The following is a 25,049-nucleotide window of genomic DNA, read 5'->3' on the forward strand; positions in this document are numbered from 1 at the left end:
GCCGAAATCGCGGTCCGCGCCGATGCGATTTCCGTCTTTCGCCACTAGATATTCCTTCCGTGCAAACCTATCACGGACTGGAACGGATCCCATATCGGTTCCCGTCCGTGTTGACCCCTTTTCAAGGTAGAATATGGTGCCCCGCCATGGATGATAAAACCGAGACCCAGGCGAAAGCCGGCGCGATGATTGTGCCGGTGACGCTGTTCGAGCAGAACTGCACCATCATCTGGCACGAGCCTTCCAAGAAGGCCGTGGTGATCGACCCCGGCGGCGACGTTCCCAAGATCCTGGAGGCGATCAAGCAGACCGGCGTCACGGTCGAGAAGATCTGGCTCACCCACGGCCATATCGACCATGTCGGCGGCGCGGCCGATTTGCGCGACGCGCTGCAGGTAAAGATCGAGGGCCCGCATATCGCCGACAAGTATCTGCTCGACAATGTCGTCTCGAGCGGCGCGCGTTTCGGCATGACCGGCGTGCGCGATTTCGGCCCCGACCGCTGGCTCGACGAGGGCGATCAGGTCTCGATCGGTGATCTCACCTTCGACATCCTGCACTGCCCCGGCCATTCACCGGGAAGCGTGGTGTTCTTCAACAAGGAATTGCGCTTCGCCCATGTCGGCGACGTGCTGTTCAACGGCTCGGTCGGGCGCACGGATCTGCCCGGCGGCAGCCACGCCACGCTGATCAACTCGATCAAGGAAAAGCTGCTGCCGCTCGGCGACGATGTCGGCTTCATCTGCGGCCATGGCGCCGGCTCCAGCATCGGCCAGGAACGCCTGACCAACCCGTTCATCACCGGCGAGATGTAATCGCGACTGGAGTGGGTAAGTGGTGGATCGAATCAGTCGTGAATGATAGCCGTCACTTCGATTTCTATGCGAGCCGGAGCGGGCGTTAGAGCGGCGACCTGTACAAGGGTGCTTGCCGGACGCGACTGACCGAATGTCTCTTCATGCGCGCGGGCTACTTGGGGGATATCCGCCATATCGAGAACATAGACAACGGTTCGTACGACATGACGTAGCTCCGCTCCAGCCTCACCGAGCGCCATCGCGACCGTGGCGATTGCGGCCATCATCTGCTCATAGGCATCGCCATCGAGGTGGTGAGCGCGGGCCGTCGTTCCGGACACGAAGACCTGGTCTCCGACGCGAACGGCGCGCGCATAGCCGTATACGTCCTCGTAAGGATAGCCCGAAGAGAAATTTGTTCTGATCAACGGCCAATCCCTCCGCGGGGTGCTTCAGTAGAGCACGCGCCTCAATGGATGTCAGCCATCCGTTCCTGCCGTCTCCTGGTAGGTCACCTGCCGCGACGTCGCGGTTACGCCGATCGAACCGATCACCGAAACCGCGCACCTAACGCGCTATTTCATCAGCCCCGCGGCCGTCAGCGCGCGGGTGATGACGCCACCGACATCGATGCCGCGGCGCTTCGGTTCGCGCGGTGCTGGCTTGGGTTGGTGAACCGGCTTGTGGGTCCTCGACCAGAGCGTGGCGGCGAGATCGGACGACTGCAGGGATTCCGTGGCAGCGGATAGAACGATCTTCGACGCCGGCGCCGGCTTGGCCGCTTCGTTGGCCGGACTGACGCGATCGGTGAGGCCGAAGAAATCAGCGATGTGATAGGACGACGAGATCCCCGCTTCGATCAGGAATGCGCCTTCCGCACCATAGCGCTCGTCGTTGCCGGAAAGCCCAAGCGGCGTGCCGTGGGCCATGTCGGTGATGGTGTAGGATTCGACGACAGTTTCGCCGTCGGCATTCCACCAGACCTCGCGCGGATGCCCGTCGACATCCCCGATCGACATCGGCTCGCCCGGCAGGCCGTGAACGTCGAGCCACTGTTTGACGATTTCATTGGCATTGCCCGGATTAACGGTGCGATCGGCGCTGCCGTGCCACACCGACACTTTCGGCCACGGGCCCTTGTGCTTGGAGGCCTTGCGGACGAGATCGCCCAGTTTGCCGGCGGGACGCGACGTCGACTGCATCATGCCGCCGAGCGCTTCCCGGACATTGCTGGCGATACCGTAGGGGAGACCGGCGATGATCGCGCCGCCCGCGAACACTTCCGGATAGGCCGCCAGCATCACCGACGTCATCGCACCGCCGGCGGAAAGGCCAGTCACATAAATGCGGCGGGGATCGATTTTGTGATCGGCGACCATCCGCGCGATCATCTGCCGGATCGACGCGGCTTCGCCGCGGCCGCGCGCGATGTCGCCCGGATTGAACCAGTTGAAACAGGTGTTGGCGTTGTTCGCGCCCTGCTGTTCGGGCATCAGCAGCGCAAAGCCATAGCGCTTGGCGAGCGTCGACCAGCCGGTGCCGAAGTCATAGCCCGCTGCGGTCTGGCCGCAGCCGTGCAGGACGACGACGAGCGCGGACGCGCGCGGCAACTGCTCCGGCGCATAGGCGAACATTTTTAGCGCGCCGGGATTGGTGCCGAATCCGTTGATCTCAACGAGCGGGCTCTGCCCCGCCGGCGAAGTGGTTCGGCCATAGATTCCCAAGCCATTGAACCCGTTCAACTTCGGGAAATGGCGCAAGAATTCGACGTTCTTCGCGAGCGACAAGATGGCTCCTGGGGCGATTGTGTGGGACGTTTGTTCTTAATCACATTACCTGACAGATAGTTGCTGCACTGCGAAATAAAAAGGCCGTGCACTGTCATTCTCCACAATCAAATTTTGGCAGATGACGTTAATTTGTCATCCCGTGACCTGACGCATCCATGTCAGGAATGCGGCGCAGGCGATAATCGACAGCGCTAGCAGTGCGCACGCAGCAAGCAGCGCCAGCCGAGCCGATTGACCAGCCTCGATCGCAAAGAACACCGCGCCGATCGCGGCCACGCCGGCCGCGTTGGCGATTTGCGCTGTCGTGCCGTACATGCCGGAGCCCGCGCCGGCGCTGGCCGGCTTCACGGTCGAGAGCACGGCGCTCGACAATGGCGCCATCACGAGCCCCTGGCCGTACCCGAAGATCGTCAGCACCAGGGCAAGAACCGTCGCGGACGGCATATCGATCCATTCGATCGCCATCACCAACGCCGCAAGGCCGGCAATCTGCACGGCGCAGCCCTCGATCAGCACCAGCGTGCCGCGATGTTTGGCGCGCACTCCACTATGCCGCGAGGCGATCACGAAGGTCAGCGCCAGCGGCAGGAAGACGAGCCCGGCCTGCAGCGGCGGAATATGCATCCCCTTCTGCATGAACATGGTCATGACCAGATAGAACGACAGATTGGCGAAGAAGAAAAAGAACACCGCGGCAAGCCCGCGCATGAATGCTTTGTCCGTCAGCAGTATGAGATCGATCAGCGGCATGCCGCCGCGGCGGGCAACCGCGCGCTCCAGCCGCAGGAACGCGGCGACAATGCCGACGCCTGCGGCCATCACCAGCCACGTCAGGGGTAACCAGTGCAGATCGTGGCCGAACAGCAGCGGGCCGATCAGGCATAGCAGGCCGAGAAACAGCACGATGGCACCGGGAATATCCAGCCGCGTGCCGGCGCGGCGCGGTACCATCGGCATGATCTTCCAGGCCGCAACCATGATGATCGCGCCAAAGGGCACGTTGACGAAAAACACCGCGCGCCAGCCGAACCCTAAGAGGTCTGATGTCACCAGGATGCCGCCGAGCAGGAAGCCTGCCGCGCCGGCAAGTCCGAGTACGATGCCGTAGATGCCGAAGGCGCGGGCGCGCGAGGCATCCGCGAACAATAGATGAATGGTGGCGAGCACCTGCGGCACCATCAATGCCGCGGTTGCGCCCTGCGCTAGCCGCGCCGCGATCAATTCCGGGCCAGAAAGCGCCAGCGCGCACCACAGCGAGGTGACCGTGAAGCCCGCCACGCCCGCGATGAACACGTTTCGCGTGCCGTAGATATCGCCGAGCCGCCCGCCGGTGATCACCAGCGTGGCATAGGCGATCAGATAGACCGCAATCACTGCCTCGATCTGCGCCGCGCTGGCGTGCAGTTCGGTCGCTATCGTCGGGATCGCAACGTTGACGATAAAGGCGTCGACCCCGAACATGAATTGCGCCGCGACAACGGTCGCGAGCACCCACCAGCGGCGCGAAGTATCGACGGGGGCTGAGACGATCTGATGCATGAGGAGGAGCCTTTTCCTGTATCTCTTGCATCCGACGATCTCAGGCTTTGGTTATCCCGGCGATTACCTCTGACGTAAGCAGCCCTGCTTTCAATTCTGCGGGCATGCTCAATATCGAGCGGCGATAGGCTGATCTGCTCCAAATTTGTAGGAAACGCCGGCGCGAACTACCTCGATGGTCTGGCGGCCACGATGTTCCGAAAAAGGCACGTCGCCCGGCACCGTCGATGTGAACGTCCTCGCGTTCTCAAACTTGCCGAAATCGTAATGCAGGTATTCGACCCGCCCCACCCAGTTCGGCCCAAACGGCATCCATTCCGCACCGGCGCCGATCACCGCCCCGAAGCGGTCCGAAGGCGAGGTTGCCGTCTCCGTTTGGGTGAGTGCTCCCGGGCCGATTTGAGCGATGACTCGGGATCGCTCCAGCCGCTCCCACGCAAAACCGCCAGTGGCATAGAGCAAGAAATTATCCGCCGGCAGCCAGCCGAGACGCGTCCGCGCCGCGGCCAAATATTCCAACTTGTCCGACAGCGTGATGGTCTGCGTGCCGCCGCCAAAGATGTTGATGGTTGGCGTTGAGGTCCCCTTGATATCGCCAAGGCTGAAATCGATCTCCAGGCCCGTCACCACGCGGCCATACTGCCAGTTGTAACCGGCATGGCCACCAGCGAGCGCGCCGCGTGACTTGATGCCGCCGGTCGGCGTGTCGCCAATAATGCGCTGGGTAAAGTCGTTGTCCTTCCAGCCGTAGCCGCCATGGGCGCCGAGGTAGAAACCGGCCCAGGTCGACGACGGCAGAACTGCAAGGGACGTTACAGGAGCCTTGGCATCAAGAGCCTTGGCATAACGCGCCGGTGCCGCGGCTGCCGGTTCGCCGAACTTGTAGGACAAGCCGGCGCGCAGAACGTCGACGCCGTGGTTACCGGCCGTCGAGACGGTGCTGACACCGGCGACGGTCTCGACGGCCGCGCCCTGAACCGTGCCGAAACCGTAGTGCAGATATTCGAGCCGGCCGATCCAGTTGCCGCCGGGCAACATGGCTTCTATGCCGGCGCCGGCGACCCAGCCGAAGCGGTCGGCCGCCGAGGCGCTCACCGAGGTGGTCACACCACCTGCAGGCGTTGTCGAACGGGTAAACGTTCTATCGAGTCGTTCCCAGCCGAGGCCGGCGGTGCCGTAGAACATTAAATTTTCCGTCGGCAGCCAACCCAGCCGAGCGCGGATCGAGCCGAGCGCTTCAACCTTGTTGGCCCAGATTGTCGTAACCGCGCCGGGCGCAGGCAGGAAATAATTGACCTGTGTCGAGCCCTTGATGTCGACGGCGCTGAAATCGAGTTCGAAACCGGTCACGGCGCGGCCGAATTGCCAGTTGTAACCGGCATGGCCGCCGTAAACTCCACCCTTCAATTTAAGACCGTCGATTTGCACGGGCGGAACTTCGTTTTCATTCTGGGAGAAATTGTTTTCACCCCAGCCATAGCCGCCGTGAGCGCCGAGATAGAATCCGGCCCAGCCGGATAGCGCCGCGACGGCCGGAGCTTTCGCATACGCCGCGGGCGTGGCGGCGCCGGCGTCGCCGAATTTGTAGGACAGCGCCGCGCGCACCGTGTCGATGGTCTGTCGGCCTGCATGGTCCGAGAAAGATCCATTGGGCACGCTCGAGATACGGCTCGCGGTTTGCGTGACGGCGCCGAAATCGTAATGCAGATATTCGAGACGCCCGATCCAGCTCGAACCGAACAGCATCGTCTCGACGCCGACGCCCGCGACCCAGCCGAGCCGATCAAACGGCGCGTTGCCGGAGGCGTTGACATTGATCGGCGGGCCCACCGAAATATTTCGTCCCTCGTCGACTCGTGCCCATGCCGCGCCCGCGGTGCCGTAGAGCAGCAAATTGACCGTCGGCAACCAACCCAGCCGGCCCCGCGTGGTCCCGAGATATTTCACGCGATCGAATCGGTTGCTCGCAAGGGTGCCCTGCCCTGGAAACTCCTGCGCGGCCGTCGTCGAATTGCCGCTGATGTCAGCGGCGCTGAAGTCGATTTCGAACCCGGTCACTGCGCGACCAAATTGCCAGTTGTAGCCGGCCTGAGCGCCGTAAAGCCCACCTTGCGACTTGAAGCCCTGAACGGCCGCGTAGGGAGGCAATGGGAAAAGCGTCTGGCTGAAATTGTTGTCACCCCAGCCGTAGCCGCCATGAATGCCGAGGTAGAATCCGGCCCAGGATTGCGCTGTCGCCGGCGATGCCTTGGTCAATACCGGCAGGTCCGCCGCGGAGGCAGCGGCTCCCAGCAGCATCCAGGATGACGTTCCGATAAGCAGGTTGCGCAGCATCTGATCCGGCCTCTCTCTTCCAATTCCAATCGGCCCGACGCATCGGGACGTTGTGGAACGATACCGGACTTCGGGTTCCATACTGTAAATATTACGGCGATATCGCGCACTTCCCGTCTTTATTGTGGCTTTTGCGACACCTTCCGGAAATTAATCGGACGATTGGCTGTAAAGCTCGCTGAAAGCCTTTGCGGACCCTGCAAGATCGGTCTAATTCCGTAAGACTTGCGAAATTCCGGGCGAGGCCTCGATGGCAAAACTGGACGACACCGACCGGCAACTCCTGATGCTGCTGCAGGAGGACGACCGGCAGCCGCTGGCTGCGCTCAGCGAAAAGATCGGCGTCGCCGTCTCCACCATCAACGATCGCATCAAGCGGCTGGTCCGGTCCGGCATCATTTCGGGCTTTCATGCCCACGTCGCGCCGGAAGCGGCGGGGCTCAATCTGCTCGCCTTTATCATGGTGGGCTGGAGCAACCCGAAGGTCGAGGCGATATTTCTGGAGAAGGTGAAGGCCTCACCCGACGTACTGGAGTGCCATCACGTCACCGGCGCCTGGAATCACCTTCTGAAAGTTCGAGTCGGCACCACGCGCGATCTCGAACGGTTTCTCAGCGAAACGATCAAGGCGGTGGACGGCGTGGAGCGAACTGAAACACTGATCACGCTGTCGTCGGCGAAGGAGACGTGGAAGGTTAGTCTCGAGGCCGCTCCATCCTGACAGGCAGGCGACGCCGAACGCGGCATAAGCAACTGCACCGCAAGAGAGCAATCACCCACGAATTCCGGGCCGCGGCATGCCGTCCGACTTTGCGCGACAACCATGCGCTGGCCGCCCGGCTTCGAGCATTGCCTTGCCGTTTCCCGCCCCGTAGTTTGTGAGCTTAAGCAAATTCCAAAAGCAAAATAAATCCGGAGAGGAACACGCATGGCACGCCTGAAGTTCGGAGCCTTTCTCGCCCCGCATCATCCGATCGGTGAAAATCCGCTGCTGCAGTTCCGCCGCGATCTCGATTTCGTCGAACAGATCGACGCGCTCGGCTTCGATGAATTCTGGTGCGGCGAGCACCATTCCTCCGGCTGGGAAATGATCGCCTCGCCGGAAATGTTTCTGGCGGCTGCCGGCGAGCGCACCAAGCGCATCAAGCTCGGCACCGGCGTGGTTTCGCTGCCCTATCACCACCCCTACAACGTCGCGCAGCGCATGGTGCAGCTCGACTGGATGACCGGCGGCCGCGCCATTTTCGGTTCCGGCCCGGGCGCACTGGCCTCCGATGCGCACACGCTCGGCATCGATCCGATGACGCAGCGCGACCGTCAGGACGAGGCGATCGCGATCATCCGCCGCCTGTTCAAGGGCGAGCGCGTCACCGCCAAGAGCGACTGGTTCACCGTGCAGGACGCCGCGCTGCAATTGCTGCCGCTGCAGGAGGACATGCCGTTCGTGGTGGCCTCGCAGATCTCGCCGTCGGGCATGACGCTCGCCGGCAAGTACGGCATCGGCATCATCTCGCTCGGCTCGATGTCGACGCAGGGCCTGATGGCGCTGCCGACGCAGTGGGGCTTTGCCGAAGACGCCGCCAAGAAGGCCGGCACCACCGTGAGCCGTTCCGACTGGCGCGTGCTGCTGAGCTGGCACATCGCCGAGACCCGCGAACAGGCGCAGCGCGAGGCCGGCCCGGGCCTGATGCGCTGGCACAACGAATATAACGTCCGCACGCTGCAGCGGCCGGGGCTGGAGCCGTTCACCTCGCCCGAGGATGCGATTGAGAAAACCGCCGGCGGCGAGAACGCTGCCTCCACCATCGGCACGCCGGATGACCTTGTCAAAACCATCAAGAATTTGATGCAGGTCTCGGGCGGCGTCGGCACCATCATCGGCTTCGTGCATGACTGGGCCAACCCGGAAAATACCCGCCGAAGCTGGGACATGGTCGCGCGCTACGTGATCCCGGAGATCAACGGCTATGTCAGGGGACTGCGCGAATCACAGAAATTCCTGATCGAGAACCGCACGGTGTTCGAGCGGGCGGGTCAGGCCGTGATGGCGAAAATCATGGAGAACGAAAAAGCCGCCGCCGCGCTCGCCCATACCGGCCCGGGCCGGGTGGCGATCCCGACCATCAACGCGCCGGACCTGCAGAAGGAAGCGGCCAAGCGCAAGGCGTGATGGCCTTCCGCGTCGAGGCGACGTGAGGTCTTTCAACGTCATTGCCTGCGACAAACGCGAAGCGTTTGCGCAAGGGAGCGTAAGCGACGGCGATGGCCACGCCGCGATATTCGATCCGCGACAAAGCTGCCGATACGATGGATAATATCTGCCATATCCGAGACTTGAACCGGAGCAAATGCCATGTCCATGCAGAGTGTTGCTTCTCCCGTCAATATCCCGGTGCCGCCGAACCCCAAGGCGTTACGGCACATTCCCGGTAACGAGGGCTGGCCGTTCATCGGCAACACGCTGGCGGTGCTGGCCGACCCCAAAGGACAGATTGAGAAGTCGGCCGCCAAATACGGTCTGATCTACCGCACCCATCTGTTCGGCGAGACCAGCGTGACGATGCTCGGGCCCGAGGCCAACGAGCTCGTGCTGTTCGACCAGTCGCGCCTGTTCTCCTCCACCCATGGCTGGGGACCAATCCTCGGCCTGCTGTTTCCGCGCGGGCTGATGCTGCTGGATTTTGAAGAGCACCGCCTGCACCGCCGCGCGCTGTCGGTCGCGTTCAAGTCGGGACCGATGAGGTCCTACCTCGTCGATCTCGACCGCGGCATTGCCGCGCGGGTCAAGCAGTGGAAGGCGCAGCCGGGCGAGATGCCGGTGTATCCGGCGATGAAGCAGCTCACGCTCGATCTGGCGGCGACGTCGTTCCTCGGCGCCGACATCGGGCCTGAGGTCGACGAGATCACGCGCGCCTTCATCGACATGGTGGCCGCAGCCGTGGCGCCGATCCGGCGGCCGCTGCCGTTCACGCAGATGGGCCGCGGCGTTGCAGGCCGCAAGCGGATCGTTGCCTACTTCGCCGAACAGATTCCGATCCGCCGCGCGCGAGGCGGCGGCAATGACCTGTTCTCGCAACTGTGCCAGGCGACGCACGAGGACGGCGCGCTGCTGTCAACCCAGGACATCATCGACCACATGAGTTTTCTGATGATGGCGGCGCATGACACGCTGACATCGTCGCTGACCTCCTTTGTCGGCGAGCTTGCCGCCCACCCCGAATGGCAGCAGCAGTTGCGCGAGGAAGTCAAAGGTCTCGGCATCGAGGCCAACGATCCCTCCAGCATCGACAATCTCGAAAAGATGCCGCTGTCGGAAATGGCGTTCAAGGAAGCGCTGCGGCTGAAGCCGCCGGTGCCGTCGATGCCGCGCCGGGCGGTGCGCGCCTTTTCGTTTAAGGGTTACGACCTTCCCGCCGGCACGCTGGTCGGCGTCAATCCGCTGTTCACGCATCACATGCCCGACATCTGGTCCGAGCCTGAAAATTTCGATCCCATGCGCTTCACCGACGAGGCGCAGCGCAACCGCCATCGTTTTGCATGGGTGCCGTATGGCGGCGGCGCGCATATGTGCCTCGGCCTGCACTTCGCCTACATGCAGGCGAAATGTTTTGCGCGGCATTTCCTGCAGAACCTCGAAGTGTCGCTGGAGCCCGGCTATAAGCCGGACTGGCAGATGTGGCCGATTCCGAAACCGCGGGATGGGCTACGGGTGGTGCTGAAGGCGGTGTGAGTGCCGTAGGGTGGGCAAAGCGTAGCTTGCCCACCATCTATCCGCGACCATTGTCTTGAATGGTGGGCACGCTTCGCTTTGCCCACCCTACAATCCGTGTCGCCGCTAGCTACTTCACGAGCGTCGTGAGTTGCGCGCCCTCGTCAGCCACGAACACCGCGATCAATTCGGCGGGCTCGGTCATGCTGGCATTGGCCGAAACCAGATGCACGGCGCCGGGCGGCTCGAAGAACGACTGACCGACCCCAAACGTCTCGACCGGACCGCCCGCCAATTGCGAGCGGATTTCGCCCTTGGTGACATAGGCGGTGACCGACCCGGCATGCCGGTGCGCAGGCGTGAAGCCGCCGGGGCCGTAGAACACGCGTACGATCGTCACGCGCTTGCCCGGCACGTTCGGCAATGCATGCGATGAGATCGGCTCGACGACGTCCTGTGTCGAGCCCGACGAGACACTGTTTGCGCACAGCGGCTCGATGACCGCCGAGATCGCGTCCATGGTCGATGGCAACGTCTTGCCGATGACCAAGGCACAGGCGAGGCCGGCGATGATGGCGAGGTAGAACGGACGAAAGTCGCCCTGCTGCGATGATCTGAATGCTACAGACATTTGCGTCTCCCTTTGTGTCGCCCAAATTTCACCGTCTACCTTGATCGAACGCCTTCTTCAGCGTGACATAACCCTGCTGCTGCTGGCTCCAGTTGCGGCCGCCGGTCATGGCACCGTCGACCACCAGACCGTGGCCGTTGATGAAGGAGGATTCGTAGCTCGCCAGAAACACCGCGGCATGCGCGATATCCTCAGGCAGTCCGGCGCGCGGTATCGGCTGGGCCGATTTGTAGACCTCGCTCACGACCGCGGGCGGCCAGGCGGCCGAATTTCTCCACCGAAACGGCGATCAGCGCCTTCACTGCTCTTCCACCGTGACGTCGGTCTGGCGAAAGATGCAGTTTATGCCAAGCTTTTTGGCCAGTGCCTCGCCCTCCGGCGCGCGACGCCCGGCGATCACGATTTTTGCGCCTTCGGCGACGAATAGTTCCGCGGTGTGCAATCCGATGCCGCTCGTCGCACCGGTGATCACCGCAACCTTGCCGTCCAGCCGTCCCATATCGTCCCCCTGTCGCAATCGGTTTCGCCAATATTCCCGCCTCTCGCCCACAAGGCAAGCGAGCTTGTTCCATCGTGATCGCCCATCGCCTGGCCGCTTTGCTGCCATCGGGCGCCCCGAAATCCCCTGATTTCGGTATGCTCGGCCATATTTTGGATTCGCTGATCACGTGAAGTGACTAGTCCGATGAAGAAATTGATCGACGAGTTCACGCACGGCTGGCAGGGAATTTCCCAGCCCTCGCTGCTTTTCAGCTCGGTCTTCGTGGCCGGCTGCCTCGCTTTGTCGACAATCGCCCGGTGGGGCATAGCCCACATCCGTCCCGACGTATTCTTCACGCCCTATTTCCCGGCCGTGTTCCTGGCCGCCGCCATCGGCGGCGCCCGGGTCGGGATCGTGACGGCAATCGCGGGAGGCGCGCTCGGCGTCACCGTCAATTTTGATAGCTCTATTGCGGATTCCGCGCGGTTTGCGCTGCTGCTGATGTTCTGGGCGGTTTGCGGCTTCGCCATCTGGGGCGTCGAGCATTACCGAACGATCGTCGCGCAACAGCGGGAGGATTCGAAGCGCCTGATCCAGGAAGAGGAATACCGCAAGCTCCTGGTCGAGGAATTGCAGCACCGGCTCAAGAACAAGACGTCGACCATCCACGCCGTGCTGCACCAGGTGCTGCAGAACCAGCCGCAGATCTGGGGCAGCATCGATAGCCGCCTCCGCGCGCTATCGGCGACCGACGATTTGATCGCGCGCCTGGACGGCCGCGGCTGCGACATCAAGGACATGCTGCATTCCGAGCTCGGGCCATACGGCCATGTACGGTTCAATCTGAACGGCGATGCACTGTTCCTGCCGGCCAAGCTGGCAGTCAGCCTGGCGCTGATCTTTCACGAACTGGCCACCAACGCCGGCAAGTACGGCGCGTTCTCTTCGGCGCGCGGGCTGTTGCAGGTGTCGTGGTCGGTGTCGGAGAGCCGCCTCAACGTCACCTGGGATGAAACGGAAGGTCCCGCGGTCGAAAACGTCGGCCCTGCGGGCTTCGGCACCAAGCTGTTGCAGTCGGCGCTTCGCGCGTTCGACGGCAAGACCGAGATCCGCTTCCTCAAGACCGGCGTGCATTGCACGATGCAATGCCGGATTCCCGCGAATTAGGGCGTTTGCAGCGAAGTCCCGACGCAAAATCCGTCGCGCTGGCCAAACGCGTGAACCGATATTCACCTCGCACGCGGCCCTCTCTATCGGCGTTGACATTCTGTTAATGACGATCACGCCCAATGCCGTTGAAAATCGCCGACTTCTACGGTTGTCCCGGTTTTTCGCAGTTCCACTTAACCAATGCTACAAGGGACTTTGCCAAGCTCCGTGGCATGCATAGTCCCACCAAGCACGACTTTCAGGCGGCCGCGACGCAGGCCGGCGATGAAAGCATATTTGAATCCGAACTGAACATCCTGCGGGATGTCTTCAGGTTGCTTCCGGCCGGCGTGACGGTTCAGGACGAGCACGGCGAGTTCGTACTGATGAACGATGCCGCGACCACCCTGCTGGAGAAAGCCGCCGCGGCGCCATCGGCCTCGCAACTGAGCGATCGCCGCGAAACCTGTCTCGAATTGCTGCGTACCGGCCGCCCGGCCGTGCTGGAGGAAGCCGTTGCCGGCGGTCCGGCCAAGCAGGTGTTTCTCACCTCGCATCGGCCGGTCGAGGTCGCCGGGCGCAAGCTGCTGATTTCGAGCTCGACCGACATCACCGAACAGAAGGCGTTCGAGGATCACCTGTTCCGCTCCGCCTATTACGACGAGCTGACCGGCCTGCCGACGCGGCGCGTGATCGAGCATCGCGTCAACAGTCTGCTGAAGTACGACAACGGACAGGGCCGTTTCGCGCTCGCGTTTCTCGACATCGACAATTTCAAGCACATCAACGACTATTACGGACACGCGGTCGGCGACGCACTGCTGGTGGAGATGGCCAAGCGGCTGGGGCTGGACCTGCGCGACTCCGACATCCTGTCGCGGATCAGCGGCGACGAGTTCGTGCTGCTGCTCAACCCGATCCAGAACGACGCCGAGGTCGAAGAGTTCATCCACTTCATCCTGCAGCGGCTGAAGGCGCCGTTCTTCATCGACCAATCCGAGATATTCGCCTCGACCTCGATCGGCGTCAGCCTCTATCCCGAGCACGGCCGCAGCTACGAGGTGCTGCGCCAGAACGCCGACATCGCGATGTACCGCGTCAAGAACGGCAGCAAGGGCGCCGCGGCATTCTTCGATACCAGCATGGAGCGCGAGGCGCTGGCTCGGATGAAGATCGAGCAATCGCTGCGGCTGGCTATCCTGGAAAAGCGCTTTTGCTGCGCCTTCCAGCCCAAGGTCGATATCCGGACCCAGGAGATCACGGGTGTCGAGGCGCTGGTGCGCCTGCGCGACGACGAGGGGGTGATTCAGGCCCCCAGCACCTTCATCAACCTAGCCACCGAACTGGGCCTGATCGACGAACTGACCCATCTGGTGCTGGCGGAGATCGTCAAGTCGATCGACCTGATCAACGAGACCTTCGGCCCCGACACCACGATCAGCATGAACGTCGCAGCCAAGCAGGCCGGCAATCCCGAATTCATGCGGCCGTTCGCCGAGGCACTCGAAGCCACCGGATTTCCGGCGCGATTCATGATCGAGGTGACGGAAGACGCCTTCGTCACCAAGACGCATTTTCAGGACGAGATCCTGCCGATCTTCCGCAAGCTCGGCGTCAAGATCTCGATCGACGATTTCGGCATCGGCTATTCGTCGCTGTCGGCGTTGGCCGACATTACCGCCGACGAGATCAAGATCGACCGCTCCTTCATCACCGACATCCATAAGCGTCCGCGCAGCCAGGGCATCTTGCGGGCGATCGAGTCGTTGAGCGAAGCGCTCGGAATGACCGTGATCGCCGAAGGGCTCGAAAGCTTCGAGGAACTGGCCTATCTGCAGGCCGCGACCAAGATCCGTTACGCCCAGGGCTATTACTTCTCGAAGCCGACTTTCCTGGAAGACCTCAAGCTGGCGCCCCCCCGCGCCAGCGAGGCGCGCGCCAGCCTGGCTAGCCGGCCGGCACAGGAAAACCGTCCCACCTATTCGCGCGCCGGCGGTTATCGCCGCTGAAGGGTGGGCCGCTTGCCGCCGACGGAGGCTTCATCCCCGCCAACAGAACAGCAGAAGCAGCAGATTACCGCTTCGTCGCGCGATCGCGGCGGAAGGACACGCGATTAAGCCTTGGGTAACCGGATTTCCTAACGGCTTATGACATCCGCCCATCGTATGCATGTTCCCGGGAGAAGGGAGAATGCACGGTCTGTTTCACCACCTGCACGGCATGAAGGCCCGAACCGCAGCCACCGGGCGGCACCTTGCCGCGACCATCCGGGGCCCGGTGTTGTGGCTGACCCTTTGCGGCGGTCTGCTGGTCGCGGCGATTTTCGTCGGCACCATCATGATGACCAGTGAATTCCGCGAGCGCGCGCTCCTCAACAGCGAACGCGAGCTGGAGAACACCGTCCTCCTGCTTGCCCGTCACTTCGACCAGCAGTTCGAGGACTCCGACACGCTCGCCGACGACGTGATTTCCCGGCTGCAAATTTCCGGCATCACCTCGGAAAAGGAATTCCGGAAACATGCCGCGAGCTCGGAAGCACACGAGATCCTGAGATCCAAGGCGGGCGTCCTGTCCTATCTCGGCGACATCTCGATTTTCGATTCCAATGGCGACATGGTCAACTGGTCGCGGCCGCTGCCGGCTCCACCCCTCAACATTTCCGAGCGGGCTTACTTCAAGAGCTTCAAATTCGATTCGCGATCGCCATCCATTCTGACCGAGTCGGTTCGCAGCTATCTCACCGGCAATCTGAATTCCGTCATCGCCCATCGATTGCGAGGCGAGGACGGCGTCTTCCTCGGCGTGATGACGCGGCGCATCAACCCGGTCAATTACGAAAAATTCTTTGCCTCCGTAGCCCTCGGAACCGGCGCCGCCATCTCGATGTTTCATGCCGACGGCACCCTGCTGGCGCGCTATCCGCGGGTCGACGAGCTGATCGGCCAGAATTTCGCGAAAGCGCCGCTGCTGCAGCAGGTCCGGGAGCGGGGCACCCGGCAGACGCTGCGTGTCCACAGCCCGATCGACGAGACCGACAGGCTGGGATCTGCAGCCCCGCTCGGCCACTACTCGGGCGTGGTGGTCGCGACAAACACGGTTGCCGCCGCGCTCGCCGACTGGCGCGAACAAACCAGGTTACTGGTTATCGCGGCGACGCTGGCGGCCGCGGTGATCGCCCTGATCCTATTCCTGATCATCAGGCAGATCACCCGGCAGAACCGCGAGGCGCAGCAACGGCTGGAAGCGGAACGGGGCCGGCTCGACACCGCGCTCAATAACATGATCCAGGGACTGGTGACGTTCGACGCCTCGGCGCGCCTCGTCACCTTCAACCGTCGCTACATCGACATGTACAATCTGTCGACCGAGGTCGTGAAACCGGGCTGCCATTTCCGCGACCTGATGCAGCACCGCAAGGACTGCGGATCGTTCGCCGGCGACGTCGATGAATTCTGCTCCACGATCATGCGGAACATCGCGCGCGGCGAGGTCGATCACAGCATCATGCAAGGCCCGGACGGGCGCTCCTTCATGGGGGTGAGCAAGCCCCTGGCGGACGGCGGCTGGGTCGCCACCATGGAAGACATCACCGAGCGGCGCAATCTCGAGCAGGAGCGCGACCGCAACTACGCCTTCCTGAGCCAGATCATCGATCACATCCCGTCGCAGATCACCGTGAAGGACGTGCACGACCGGCGCTATTTGCTGGTCAACCGCGTGGCGGAAACCCAGTTCGGCATTTCGCGCGACCTGATCATCGGCAAAACGACCTCCGACCTCTTTCCAAAGGCCGCCGCCGAACGCATCGCGGCCGACGAGGAGAAAACGCTGCAATCGCCCGACGGCCTGTTCAAGGACGAGCACGTCTGGGAAACCCCGGGGATGGGCCCGCGCTACATCACCTCCAAGCGGCTCGGAATCAGCAATTCGGCGGGTCAGGCGCGCTACATCATCAACGTCGTCGACGACGTGACCGAGCGCCGGCTTGCCAACGAGAAGATCGCGCATCTGGCGCATTACGACGCGCTGACTGACCTTCCGAACCGGGTGCTGTTCCGCGAGCAGATCGAGCGCGAGCTGCGCAAGGCCGTTGGCGGCCAGCAATTCGCACTGCTCTATATCGATATCGACGAATTCAAAGGCATCAACGACTCGCTCGGACACCATGTCGGCGATGAACTTTTGAAGGCGGTCGCGGCCAGCCTCAAGGATTGCACCAAGCCGGGCGACCTCATCGCCCGTCTCGGCGGCGACGAATTTGCGGTGATCCAGACCGCGGTCAGCGGCCGCACCGAGGTCGAGGAATTCGTGACCCGCATTTACGAGGCGATACGCCAGCCCTATCAATGCCTCGGCCACCATCTTTCGACCGACGCCAGCGTCGGCATCGCGATCGCGCCCGAAGACGGCACTGAACTTGACCAGTTGATCAAGCACGCCGACCTCGCGATGTACGCCGCCAAGGCCGAGGGACGCCGCATCCATCGCTTCTTCGAGCCTGCCATGGATGCCCGCGCCAAGGCGCGGCTCACGATGGAGCAGGATCTGCGGCAGGCGCTGGTCGATGACGACTTCGAAATCTACTACCAGCCGCTGCTCGATCTCGCGAGCGGCGAGGTGACGGGCTGCGAGGCGCTGTTGCGCTGGCGCCATCCCGAACGCGGCATGGTCTCGCCGGCGGAATTCATCCCCGTAGCCGAGGATACCGGCCTGATCAACGAACTCGGCGACTGGGTCATGCAGACCGCCTGCAACGAGGCGGCCGGCTGGCCGTCGCGGGTCAGGCTCGCCGTCAACGTTTCTCCGATCCAGTTGAAATCACCGACGCTGGCGCTGCGGATCACCGGCGCGCTTGCCGCCTCCGGCCTGCCGCCCGATCGGCTCGAGATCGAAATCACCGAGGCGGTGCTGATCCATGACGACGAAAGCGCGCTGGCGATCCTGCATCAGCTCCGCGCCATCGGCGTGCGCATCGCGCTCGACGATTTCGGCACCGGCTTCTCCTCGTTGAGCTACCTGAAGCGGTTCCCGTTCGACAAGATCAAGATCGACCGCTGCTTCGTCAGCGACATCGAGGTCGACGGCTCGGCCGCGATCGTGCAGGCGGTGGTGAACATCGCAGCGGCGCGCAACATGACCACCACCGCGGAAGGCGTCGAGACCGAGCAGCAGCGCGAGATGCTGCGCCAGCTCGGCTGCACCCAGATGCAGGGCTACCTGTTCAGCGCGCCGAAGCCGGCGGCCGAGGCGAGGCGATTGTTGGGCACGCGATTGGAAGCTGCGACAGCCGTCGCCTGACGCCGTTCCAGCGCGCCGGTGTCGAGTATGGCTGCAATCGCCGAACTGTCTCCCGCCTCCAGCGCCGCGATGGCCTCTTTGGCCCAGAGGTAGGAGGCATCAAAGATCTCGGTGTGGCGATCGAAATCCGTTACGTCGATCCCGATCGGAAACGGCGGCCGCATCACCGTATCGAACGGCCCGACCGGCAACGTATCGTAGCGCTGATGCGCCACGAGGCTTCGCCACAGCACGTTCACCGCGCTGGGTGCGGCGGGTAATAGCTTCTTGCGGAACGGCGTCAGCATGGCAGCGATCAGTTCGAACCGGCCGGGGAGCGCCGCATAGTCGACGTCGAACATCTCCGCCGCCGGTTCGCCGAAATGCACGACCAGGTTGGGGCCGCTCTTGAGCTGATGCATCGACGCCAAGGGCACGTTGTCGATGAGACATCCATCGACCAGCATCGCCCCTTCCGGCGTGTAGAACGGCGGCAACAGTCCGGGGATCGCGCTCGATGCGCGGACCGCCTGCCAGAGCGGTCCCGTCCGGATCAGTTCGAGATTGTGGGTCGAAAGATTGGTGGCGACGGCCGCAAAGGGCCGCCAGCAATCCTCGATCCGGCAATCGGGGCCGTACTGATGGGCAAGCGCGCGATCGAACGCCTTGTGATCCAGCAGCGCATAGCGCGGCCAGGTCGGCCGCCGGAAGCTTCTGCTCCTGACGAAGATTTCGTGCGTGCCGCGCTCGAGATGCTCGGCTTCGAGATTTTTGGCAAAGCCGGCCACCATGGCGGAGCCGACGCTGGTGCCGACAAAGATATCGAACATCACGCCGCGTTCGCGAAACGCCTTGTAGATTCCGACATGCGCGGTCCCAAAACTGCCGCCTCCGGCGGCGACGAAGCCGATCGCCCGGCCGCACAGAAAACGGACAAGACTGTCGATATCGATCTGGTCTTCAAGAGCGACATGGTGATGCATGAAGGCCGGCAGCCGGGTAAGCCAGGCTGCGGTGCCGGAGACCTCACCGCTTCGCCTGTCATGAACGCGGACGAGGCGCCGGGCCGAGACGGAATGAACCTCACAGGCGAAGGCCTCGATCTCAGTCAATGCTGCCGCAGGCGCTTCCCCGCGGCACGCGAACACCACCATGTCGGCCTGACGGATCGCCTTGCGCGCCCATGGCGAGGCGTCGCGACCGCCGAGATAAACCACCAGCGGCGCGGTGTGTTCGAGCCTGTTGAGCCATTCGGTGACTTCGTGTGCATCGAGCGCGCGCCCGGGAAACATCGCATGCATGCGGGCGGCGTCGATAATCTCGGCATGGGTCGCGGCGAGCCCCTCGCGCATGCGGCGATCGAAAGCGCCCGGCAGCGGCTCCACACCGCCGTCGATCAACGCCACCGTTCGTGCCTTCGGCGAGGTGGGGAACGGCGCGATGCGCGCGGTCTCCTTGGCAAACCGCCGCGCCAGCGCCGCGAGCAGCGCCTCGACGATGGCGGGGGCTTCCTCGACGAGCTTCTGGTAGGCCGGACGCGTCAATGCCAGCACGCTGGTGTCGCGGATGGCGATCACGTCCGCCGTGCGCGGGACATCGGCGAAGAAGCCGATCTCGCCCACCAATTCGCCGGCCCGAAGCTCGGCGATCGGCTCGATATAGCCGGTCTTGCGCACCGCGAGCGCACCATGCAGCACCAGGAAGAGCGAGTCCGAGGGTCCGCCTTGCGCGACCAGCATCTGCCCGCGCACCAGATCCTGCCGGACCATGGCGTTGAGCGTCTTCAGCCGCTGTTCGGAACTGAGCGTTCGAAACAGCGCGAAGTCCTCCAGGGCGGAGCTCCACGCAAGCACCGAGCTCGATCCACTCATTTGGCGGGTACCCAGTTGAATTCGCGTGGCCCAACCTTAGCGCCGGGCCTACACCACCGCGAGCGATAAAGGCCATGCGCGAGCGCACCGCAGCAACGCCCGGATGCACTGCAACATGGAGGCGGAAGCCGCCTCCGCGTTACGCCGCCCACCGGCCGCGATTGTTCTCGGCGAGAATGGGCCGGATCAACCGGCCGAAGCGCTCCGCCTCTTCGTCGTGCAGATAGCCGGACAGGCAGAAGGAATGGCAGCCGGCATCGATGAATTGCTGCAGCGTCTCGGCGCACTGGACGGGATTGCCGACCACGGCGATGCCGGCGCCAGGGCGGACCTTGGTGATACCGGTCCATAGATGCGGCAGCAGGAGGTCGCCATGCTCGCGCGCAAGCTGCTGCACGCGCAGGTTTGCTTCCGACTTGTTGTAAAGTGTCTGGATTTCCTGCTTCTGCCGCTCGGTGGCGTGGCGCACCAGTTGATCGGCGGCTTCCCAGGCGTCCGCCTCGTTCTCGCGGCAGATCACCTGCAGCCGCATGCCGAAGCCGATGTCGTTTTCGCGGCCATGCACGCGCGCCATCTCCCTGATCTCGGCGATGTTCGAGGCGATCTTTTCCGGCAGGTCGCCCCAGAACAGATGCACGTCGGAATGCTTCGCCGACAATTCCCAGGCCTGGCGCGATCCGCCGCCGAGATAGAATTTTGGAAACGGCTGCTGGTGCGGGCGCGGCCGGATATGCGCGCCCGAAAGCTTGTGAAATTTTCCTTCGAAGTTTAGCGGTCCGCGCGTCGTCCACAGCGCCTTCAGGATCGAGACTTCCTCCTCCATCAGCGCGTAGCGCTCTTCCTTCGGGTAGCGCACGCCCTCGCCTTCGACCTCGCTTTCGTTCTGGCCGGCGATCAGATTGATGCAGATGCGCCCACCCGACATCTGGTCGAAGGTCGAGATCATCTTCGCCAGCAGCACCGGGTTGATATAGCCGGGCCGCGCCGCAATCAGCGGTTTGATTGACGACGAACGCGCCGCCATGAACGCGCCGGTGATCCAGGCCTCCCAGCACACCGAGCCGACCGGGATCAGGAGATATTCAAAGCCGGCCGCTTCCGCGGCCTGCACCACGCGGTCGCACAGTTCGGGGGAGCCCGGAATCTGCGCATCCATCAGGCCATAGGCGGTGGTGTCGCCATGCGTGGGCAGATACCAGCCGAATTCGAGCGGACGCATGGACAATTCTCCTTTTCGACACTTGCTGCCGGGCCGTTCGGCCGATCAGTCTGGCGGCTGCAAAGCCCGGGGCAATCAGGTTCCGGTTGCAGGGCGGTTTTCGATTTCAATCGCGCGCACGGCAAGATAGAATTTCGGTCATGTCACCGGTCTCGCTGCTGCTCAATATCATCTGGATCGTTCTCGGCGGCGCATGGATGGCGTTCGGCTGGCTGGTTGCCGCCGTCGTCATGGCGATCACGATCATCGGGATTCCCTGGGCGCGGGCCGCATTCAACATCGCGGCCTATACCTTGTTCCCGTTCGGCTTCACGGCGATCTCGCGCGACGCGTATACGGGCCAAGAGGACATCGGCACTGGGCCGCTCGGAGTGATCGGCAACATCATCTGGCTGGTGCTGGCGGGATGGTGGCTGGCGCTCGGGCACTTGGTCACGGCCGTGGTGCTTGCCGTGACCATCATCGGGATTCCCTTTGCCTGGGCACACCTGAAGCTTGCCGGAATCGCGGTATGGCCGATCGGCAAGATCATCGTTCCCACGGCTTAAGTTTCAGGCCAGCCCAGGTAAGCCTTCTTATCCCGAGGCCACCGTTTCCGCCGGCTTCAGCCGCTCGAACTCGGCATCGCTGATCTCGGTCTGGGCCACCAGCACGCTGCAGCGCAGGCGCTTGACCAGATAGCTGCCGATCGAGCCGAACCAGCGCGCCAGCGGCCCCTGCGGGTGGTGGCCGACGACGACGAGATGCGCGCCGATTTCTTCGGCAACTTCGGCGATTTTCTGCCCGGCATCGCCGACCTCGAGCCGCGCGGTCGGCGAAAATCCCAGCGCCTTCAGCCGCTCGGTGCCTTCGTTCAGGATGGCCTTGTAATCCTCGGTCTGCAGCTCGATCGGGATCGTGAGCCCGGCCTCGGGCGTCATGATCGAGGAAACCTCGACGACAGCCAGCAAAAAGACCTCGGAACGGCAGAGTTGTGCGAGCTTTGCGCCCTCCCGCAACGCGCGCCGCCCCTCGACCGAACCGTCATAGGCGAGAAGAACCTTCTTATACATCGGACGTCCCCATCCATGGTCTAGAAGATCGTCAAGACTAGCACCAATTCGCCGGAGCGGATCAGAATTTTGACGGAGGACGAAGCCGCGCCTTGCCACCTTGGTCTATCCGCCGCCTGCTGCGCCCGGCCGCGATCGAACGGTCTCGATGGGGAACAGGCGATCCCTGCCACAATTGCGTGCCCGCGCCGGGCGAATAGCCCGGCAAGCGCGGGCTAGGGACAGATATATCCGGCGCCGTTGGGGTTTTTGAAACAGCCAACCGATTCCGGCAGCAGGTGCCGCGGCAGCCACAGCACGATTTCAGGAAAGAAGATGCAGAACGCGATCGCCGCAAAGAACACGATGTAAATGGGGAACGACGCCAGCATCGCTCGGCCAAAGCGCACCCCGACGAATTTCGATGCCATCAGCAGCGCAAGCCCGTAAGGCGGCGTGATCAGCCCAAATGCCAGCGTGACGATGATGACGACGCCCATGTGCACCGGATTGATATCGGCGTTCTTGGTCAGATCGTCGATGATGGGCATGAAAATGATGATCGCGGGTATCGCATCGATGAAGTCGCCGACCACGACGAACAGGGCGACCAGCAACAGCATGATCAGGAAGGGATCGCCGCCGGCCGCCGACGAAATCCAGCCTGATACCACGGCCGGGCCGCGCAGATAGGCCAGCATCCAGCCGAACACCGATGCGGCGCCGATGGTGATGAGCGGAATGGAATAGAGCAGCCCGGTCATCGCCATGTCGCGCGGCAAGTGCCGGTAATGCCGGCGATTGAGCAACGGGATCGCCACGAACACGATATAGGCCACGGCAATGATGCCAGCTTCGGTCGGCGTGAACTGGCCGGTCAGGATGCCGCCCATGATGATGAACGGGATCATCAGCGGCACGGCCGCCGCCTTCGTGGCGTTGGCGAACGCGCCAAACGTGGCGCGCTCGCGCTTGATGCCAACCGGCCCGAAGAAGAAACTGTAGATCATCAGCCCGATGCCCACGAACACGCCGGGCACCACGCCGCCGAGAAACAACCCGCCGATCGACACGTTGCCGGTCGCGCCGTACACTACGGCCATGATGCTGGGCGGAATGAGATTGGCCATCGTCGAGGCCGAGGCGATCAGCGCCGCCGTAAAGGCCAGGTCGTAACCTTCCCGTTTCATTTCCGGCGCCAGCGTTCGCGACAGGATGGCGACGTCGGCGGCGGAGGAGCCTGAGATGCCCGCGAAGAACATGCTGAAGATCGTCACCACCTGCGCCAGACCGCCACGCAAATGCCCGACCATCGTTTGCGACAACCTGATCATGCGGACGGTAACGTTCGCCGAGGTCATGAGATCGCCGACCAGCAGGAAGAACGGCACCGCGAGCAGGGCTTCGGTATCCATCCCGTTGAAGAGCTGCGCCATCATCGAGGCCAGGCTTACCGGCGTGAACGCCGTCACCACCAGCACGGCCGCGATAAGGGCAAAGGCCACCGGCACGCCCATATAACCGAAGAACAGGAAGAGAAATCCCATCAAGAAGATGAGCGCGCCATTGGTCGTCACAGCGCTTTCCTCTTCTCGTCGGTGTGCAACGTCCCGGCAAAGCCGTTCTTCCAGCCATTGACCATCTGCTCGATTGTGAAAATGGCGACCAGCAGACCAGACAGCGGAATGGCCGCGTACAAGCTCGACAGCGGCGTCATCGACGGCATGCGTAGGCTCTTGAAGCCGTCCAGGAAGTTCAAGTAGCCGAAATAGATCATGCAAGAGGCGACGCCGAGCACCACCAGGCGGTTGAACAGCTCGAAGAACAGCCGCGTGTTGCCGGTCAGTGATTCCGCCAGCACGGCGAGATAGAGGTGATCGTTGCGCCGCGTCGCCGCGCCGACGCCGATGAAGATGCCATAAATGAAGAATGTCATCGTCGCCTCCTGGAGCCAGAGCCAGGGGTGGCCGATGGTGCGGGTGACGACGTCGCACATCACCAGGACAGAGAATCCGGTGATGGCGATGGCGCAGAGAATCATCAGAACCTGCTCGAGCCAGTCGAGCGCGCGCCATTTCAGGTAGCGCTGCTCCTCCAGCACGAGGCTATTGAATCCGGGCATGATCGATTCTCGAATCCGCGATGAAGAGACAGCGCGGCGGGAAGCCACCGCTCCCGCCGCGAGAGCCCGCTACCTACTGGACGTTACGCACCATGCCGAGGACCTTGACAGCGTTCGGTCCGAGATCGGACGCCAGCTTGTCCTGGATCGGCTTGCTGATGGCCATGAAGCCGCTCTTGTCGACGGTCTTGACGACCTTGACGCCGATCTTCTCGAGCTTTGCTTGCGCTTCATGCTCGAGCTTGAAGGCCGCCGTCGGTTCGTTGCGGCTGACCTCGTCGGCGGCCGCCTGCACCCATTTCTTCTGCTCGTCGCTCAGACTGCTCCATACCTTGTCGCTGACGAACAGAGCGGCATTGTTCGCTTCGTGTTCGGTGAGCGAGAGCACCGGGGCGGGTTCGTAGTGCTTGTTGACAAGATAGTTGTTGATGCCGTTCTCGGCCATGTCGACGACGCCGGTCTGCAGCGAGGTGTAGACTTCACCGAACGGCATGTGCACGACCTGGGCGCCGTAAGCCGGGAAGAGGGTATCTTCGGTCACGGTGGCCTGCACCCGCACCTTGACGCCTTTGAGGTCCGCAACCGCCTGCACCGGCTTCTTGCCGTACATGTGCCGCAGGCCTTGCGAGCCCAGCCCCAGCATGTGCGCGCCCTTCATCTTGGCCGCATATAATTCCTTCATTGCCGCAATGACGGCGGGATCACCGAGCACCTTGATGGCGTGCGCTTCATCGCGGAAGATGTAGTGAAGCGAGAATACGCCCGATTCCGGCTGCGCGGTCGAGGCGTTGGCGGTCGACAGCATCACAAAATCGATGTCGCCGGTCTGGACCTTTTGCAGGGTCTGCGCCTCGGTGCCGAGCTGGGCACCGGGATACTGATTGATCGAGAGCGTGCCCTTGCTCAGTTCAGTCAGCTTCTTGTTGAACATCTCCGCGCCGATGCCGTAGCCGCTGTTCTTGGGCTGGTCGTAGGCGAACGAGAATTCGCGCTTCTGCGCTGACGCCGACGACGACACCATGGCAATGGCGACGCCCAGCAGAATTCCGCGCGCAAACGGCAGATACCGTGAAACGGACATTGAACTCCTCCCCTGCTT

At 62.8% G+C, this 25,049-nt stretch carries 19 protein-coding genes and 1 pseudogene; 8 read left to right on the top strand and 12 right to left on the bottom strand.

The window, feature by feature from the left end; translation table 11 throughout:
* Positions 1–146: 146 nt before the first annotated feature.
* Positions 147–815, top strand: a complete 669-nt coding sequence (locus V1294_RS02125; protein WP_108512558.1) for an MBL fold metallo-hydrolase — start codon at positions 147–149, stop codon at positions 813–815.
* A 32-nt stretch (positions 816–847) separates the two neighbouring features.
* Here V1294_RS02125 and V1294_RS02130 read toward each other — a convergent pair whose 3' ends face one another.
* The 4 genes from V1294_RS02130 to V1294_RS02145 all read right to left on the bottom strand — a co-directional run bounded on the left by V1294_RS02130 (position 848) and on the right by V1294_RS02145 (position 6,460).
* On the bottom strand, positions 848–1,225 hold the full coding sequence (locus tag V1294_RS02130; RefSeq protein WP_334494869.1) for a Rid family hydrolase: 378 nt from the start codon (positions 1,223–1,225) through the stop codon (positions 848–850).
* A 147-nt stretch (positions 1,226–1,372) separates the two neighbouring features.
* A complete protein-coding gene (locus V1294_RS02135) occupies positions 1,373–2,584 on the bottom strand; it encodes an extracellular catalytic domain type 1 short-chain-length polyhydroxyalkanoate depolymerase (RefSeq protein ID WP_334494871.1) in 1,212 nt (403 codons plus the stop codon).
* Positions 2,585–2,719: 135 nt separating this feature from the next.
* Positions 2,720–4,126 (bottom strand): MFS transporter, encoded by a 1,407-nt coding sequence (locus V1294_RS02140; RefSeq protein WP_334494872.1) that lies wholly within the window; start codon positions 4,124–4,126, stop codon positions 2,720–2,722.
* 108 nt (positions 4,127–4,234) lie between these two features.
* On the bottom strand, positions 4,235–6,460 hold the full coding sequence (locus V1294_RS02145) for an outer membrane protein (RefSeq protein WP_334494873.1): 2,226 nt from the start codon (positions 6,458–6,460) through the stop codon (positions 4,235–4,237).
* 250 nt (positions 6,461–6,710) lie between these two features.
* Between V1294_RS02145 and V1294_RS02150 the strand changes: the two genes are divergently transcribed.
* The 3 genes from V1294_RS02150 (at position 6,711) to V1294_RS02160 (ending at position 10,190) form a co-directional block, all read left to right on the top strand.
* Entirely contained in the window at positions 6,711–7,181 is a 471-nt protein-coding gene (locus tag V1294_RS02150) for an Lrp/AsnC family transcriptional regulator (protein ID WP_108512562.1), read from the top strand.
* A gap of 207 nt (positions 7,182–7,388) precedes the next feature.
* Entirely contained in the window at positions 7,389–8,630 is a 1,242-nt protein-coding gene (locus V1294_RS02155) for an LLM class flavin-dependent oxidoreductase (RefSeq protein WP_334494875.1), read from the top strand.
* A gap of 183 nt (positions 8,631–8,813) precedes the next feature.
* Positions 8,814–10,190: a cytochrome P450 gene (locus tag V1294_RS02160; protein ID WP_334494876.1), complete on the top strand. Its 1,377-nt coding sequence runs from the start codon at positions 8,814–8,816 to the stop codon at positions 10,188–10,190.
* Between the two features lie 109 nt (positions 10,191–10,299).
* On the opposite strand, the gene V1294_RS02165 is transcribed toward V1294_RS02160, so the two are convergent.
* Together V1294_RS02165 and V1294_RS02170 are read right to left on the bottom strand one after the other, a co-directional pair.
* Complete coding sequence (locus V1294_RS02165; protein ID WP_334487208.1) at positions 10,300–10,800, bottom strand: cupin domain-containing protein; 501 nt, start codon at positions 10,798–10,800, stop codon at positions 10,300–10,302.
* 28 nt (positions 10,801–10,828) lie between these two features.
* Positions 10,829–11,299: pseudogene (locus tag V1294_RS02170) on the bottom strand (SDR family NAD(P)-dependent oxidoreductase).
* Between the two features lie 186 nt (positions 11,300–11,485).
* Here V1294_RS02170 and V1294_RS02175 point away from each other — a divergent pair.
* The 3 genes from V1294_RS02175 (at position 11,486) to V1294_RS02185 (ending at position 17,728) form a co-directional block, all read left to right on the top strand.
* Positions 11,486–12,448 (top strand): sensor histidine kinase, encoded by a 963-nt coding sequence (locus V1294_RS02175; protein ID WP_334494878.1) that lies wholly within the window; start codon positions 11,486–11,488, stop codon positions 12,446–12,448.
* Between the two features lie 215 nt (positions 12,449–12,663).
* Entirely contained in the window at positions 12,664–14,439 is a 1,776-nt protein-coding gene (locus tag V1294_RS02180) for a putative bifunctional diguanylate cyclase/phosphodiesterase (protein ID WP_334494879.1), read from the top strand.
* 181 nt (positions 14,440–14,620) lie between these two features.
* Positions 14,621–17,728 (top strand): bifunctional diguanylate cyclase/phosphodiesterase, encoded by a 3,108-nt coding sequence (locus tag V1294_RS02185; RefSeq protein ID WP_442895311.1) that lies wholly within the window; start codon positions 14,621–14,623, stop codon positions 17,726–17,728.
* Here V1294_RS02185 and V1294_RS02190 read toward each other — a convergent pair.
* Complete coding sequence (locus V1294_RS02190) at positions 17,644–19,578, bottom strand: patatin-like phospholipase family protein (RefSeq protein WP_334494880.1); 1,935 nt, start codon at positions 19,576–19,578, stop codon at positions 17,644–17,646. The two genes, V1294_RS02185 and V1294_RS02190, sit on opposite strands and share 85 nt — an antisense overlap.
* Before the next feature lie 139 nt (positions 19,579–19,717).
* On the bottom strand, positions 19,718–20,797 hold the full coding sequence (locus tag V1294_RS02195) for an LLM class flavin-dependent oxidoreductase (RefSeq protein ID WP_334494881.1): 1,080 nt from the start codon (positions 20,795–20,797) through the stop codon (positions 19,718–19,720).
* Between the two features lie 140 nt (positions 20,798–20,937).
* On the opposite strand from V1294_RS02195, the gene V1294_RS02200 reads away from it, so the two are divergent.
* Positions 20,938–21,345: a YccF domain-containing protein gene (locus tag V1294_RS02200; RefSeq protein WP_334494882.1), complete on the top strand. Its 408-nt coding sequence runs from the start codon at positions 20,938–20,940 to the stop codon at positions 21,343–21,345.
* Positions 21,346–21,372: 27 nt separating this feature from the next.
* Here the strand turns inward: V1294_RS02200 and V1294_RS02205 are convergent, their stop codons facing one another.
* The 4 genes from V1294_RS02205 to V1294_RS02220 form a co-directional block, all read right to left on the bottom strand.
* Positions 21,373–21,849 carry a universal stress protein gene (locus tag V1294_RS02205; RefSeq protein WP_108512572.1) on the bottom strand — a complete coding sequence of 159 codons (477 nt, stop codon included), beginning with the start codon at positions 21,847–21,849 and terminating at the stop codon, positions 21,373–21,375.
* A gap of 215 nt (positions 21,850–22,064) precedes the next feature.
* Entirely contained in the window at positions 22,065–23,375 is a 1,311-nt protein-coding gene (locus tag V1294_RS02210; RefSeq protein ID WP_334490078.1) for a TRAP transporter large permease, read from the bottom strand.
* Between the two features lie 26 nt (positions 23,376–23,401).
* Positions 23,402–23,950 (bottom strand): TRAP transporter small permease, encoded by a 549-nt coding sequence (locus V1294_RS02215; protein ID WP_334494884.1) that lies wholly within the window; start codon positions 23,948–23,950, stop codon positions 23,402–23,404.
* A gap of 73 nt (positions 23,951–24,023) precedes the next feature.
* Positions 24,024–25,031 (bottom strand): TRAP transporter substrate-binding protein, encoded by a 1,008-nt coding sequence (locus V1294_RS02220; protein WP_334487226.1) that lies wholly within the window; start codon positions 25,029–25,031, stop codon positions 24,024–24,026.
* Positions 25,032–25,049: the final 18 nt, after the last annotated feature.

This window comes from Bradyrhizobium sp. AZCC 1678 (assembly GCF_036924765.1).
In the GTDB taxonomy this organism is placed as follows: domain Bacteria; phylum Pseudomonadota; class Alphaproteobacteria; order Rhizobiales; family Xanthobacteraceae; genus Bradyrhizobium; species Bradyrhizobium algeriense.

What these genes read in the sequence shown, in the direction of transcription:
- V1294_RS02210 (WP_334490078.1), bottom strand. Translation starts at nt 23,375, where the DNA reads ATGGGATTTCTCTTCCTGTTCTTCGGTTATATGGGCGTGCCGGTGGCC.
- V1294_RS02145 (WP_334494873.1), bottom strand. Translation starts at nt 6,460, where the DNA reads ATGCTGCGCAACCTGCTTATCGGAACGTCATCCTGGATGCTGCTGGGA.
- V1294_RS02205 (WP_108512572.1), bottom strand. Translation starts at nt 21,849, where the DNA reads ATGTATAAGAAGGTTCTTCTCGCCTATGACGGTTCGGTCGAGGGGCGG.
- V1294_RS02185 (WP_442895311.1), top strand. Translation starts at nt 14,621, where the DNA reads ATGCACGGTCTGTTTCACCACCTGCACGGCATGAAGGCCCGAACCGCA.
- V1294_RS02215 (WP_334494884.1), bottom strand. Translation starts at nt 23,950, where the DNA reads ATGCCCGGATTCAATAGCCTCGTGCTGGAGGAGCAGCGCTACCTGAAA.
- V1294_RS02200 (WP_334494882.1), top strand. Translation starts at nt 20,938, where the DNA reads ATGTCACCGGTCTCGCTGCTGCTCAATATCATCTGGATCGTTCTCGGC.
- V1294_RS02195 (WP_334494881.1), bottom strand. Translation starts at nt 20,797, where the DNA reads ATGCGTCCGCTCGAATTCGGCTGGTATCTGCCCACGCATGGCGACACC.
- V1294_RS02175 (WP_334494878.1), top strand. Translation starts at nt 11,486, where the DNA reads ATGAAGAAATTGATCGACGAGTTCACGCACGGCTGGCAGGGAATTTCC.
- V1294_RS02150 (WP_108512562.1), top strand. Translation starts at nt 6,711, where the DNA reads ATGGCAAAACTGGACGACACCGACCGGCAACTCCTGATGCTGCTGCAG.
- V1294_RS02165 (WP_334487208.1), bottom strand. Translation starts at nt 10,800, where the DNA reads ATGTCTGTAGCATTCAGATCATCGCAGCAGGGCGACTTTCGTCCGTTC.
- V1294_RS02140 (WP_334494872.1), bottom strand. Translation starts at nt 4,126, where the DNA reads ATGCATCAGATCGTCTCAGCCCCCGTCGATACTTCGCGCCGCTGGTGG.
- V1294_RS02160 (WP_334494876.1), top strand. Translation starts at nt 8,814, where the DNA reads ATGTCCATGCAGAGTGTTGCTTCTCCCGTCAATATCCCGGTGCCGCCG.
- V1294_RS02155 (WP_334494875.1), top strand. Translation starts at nt 7,389, where the DNA reads ATGGCACGCCTGAAGTTCGGAGCCTTTCTCGCCCCGCATCATCCGATC.
- V1294_RS02220 (WP_334487226.1), bottom strand. Translation starts at nt 25,031, where the DNA reads ATGTCCGTTTCACGGTATCTGCCGTTTGCGCGCGGAATTCTGCTGGGC.
- V1294_RS02190 (WP_334494880.1), bottom strand. Translation starts at nt 19,578, where the DNA reads ATGAGTGGATCGAGCTCGGTGCTTGCGTGGAGCTCCGCCCTGGAGGAC.
- V1294_RS02180 (WP_334494879.1), top strand. Translation starts at nt 12,664, where the DNA reads ATGCATAGTCCCACCAAGCACGACTTTCAGGCGGCCGCGACGCAGGCC.
- V1294_RS02125 (WP_108512558.1), top strand. Translation starts at nt 147, where the DNA reads ATGGATGATAAAACCGAGACCCAGGCGAAAGCCGGCGCGATGATTGTG.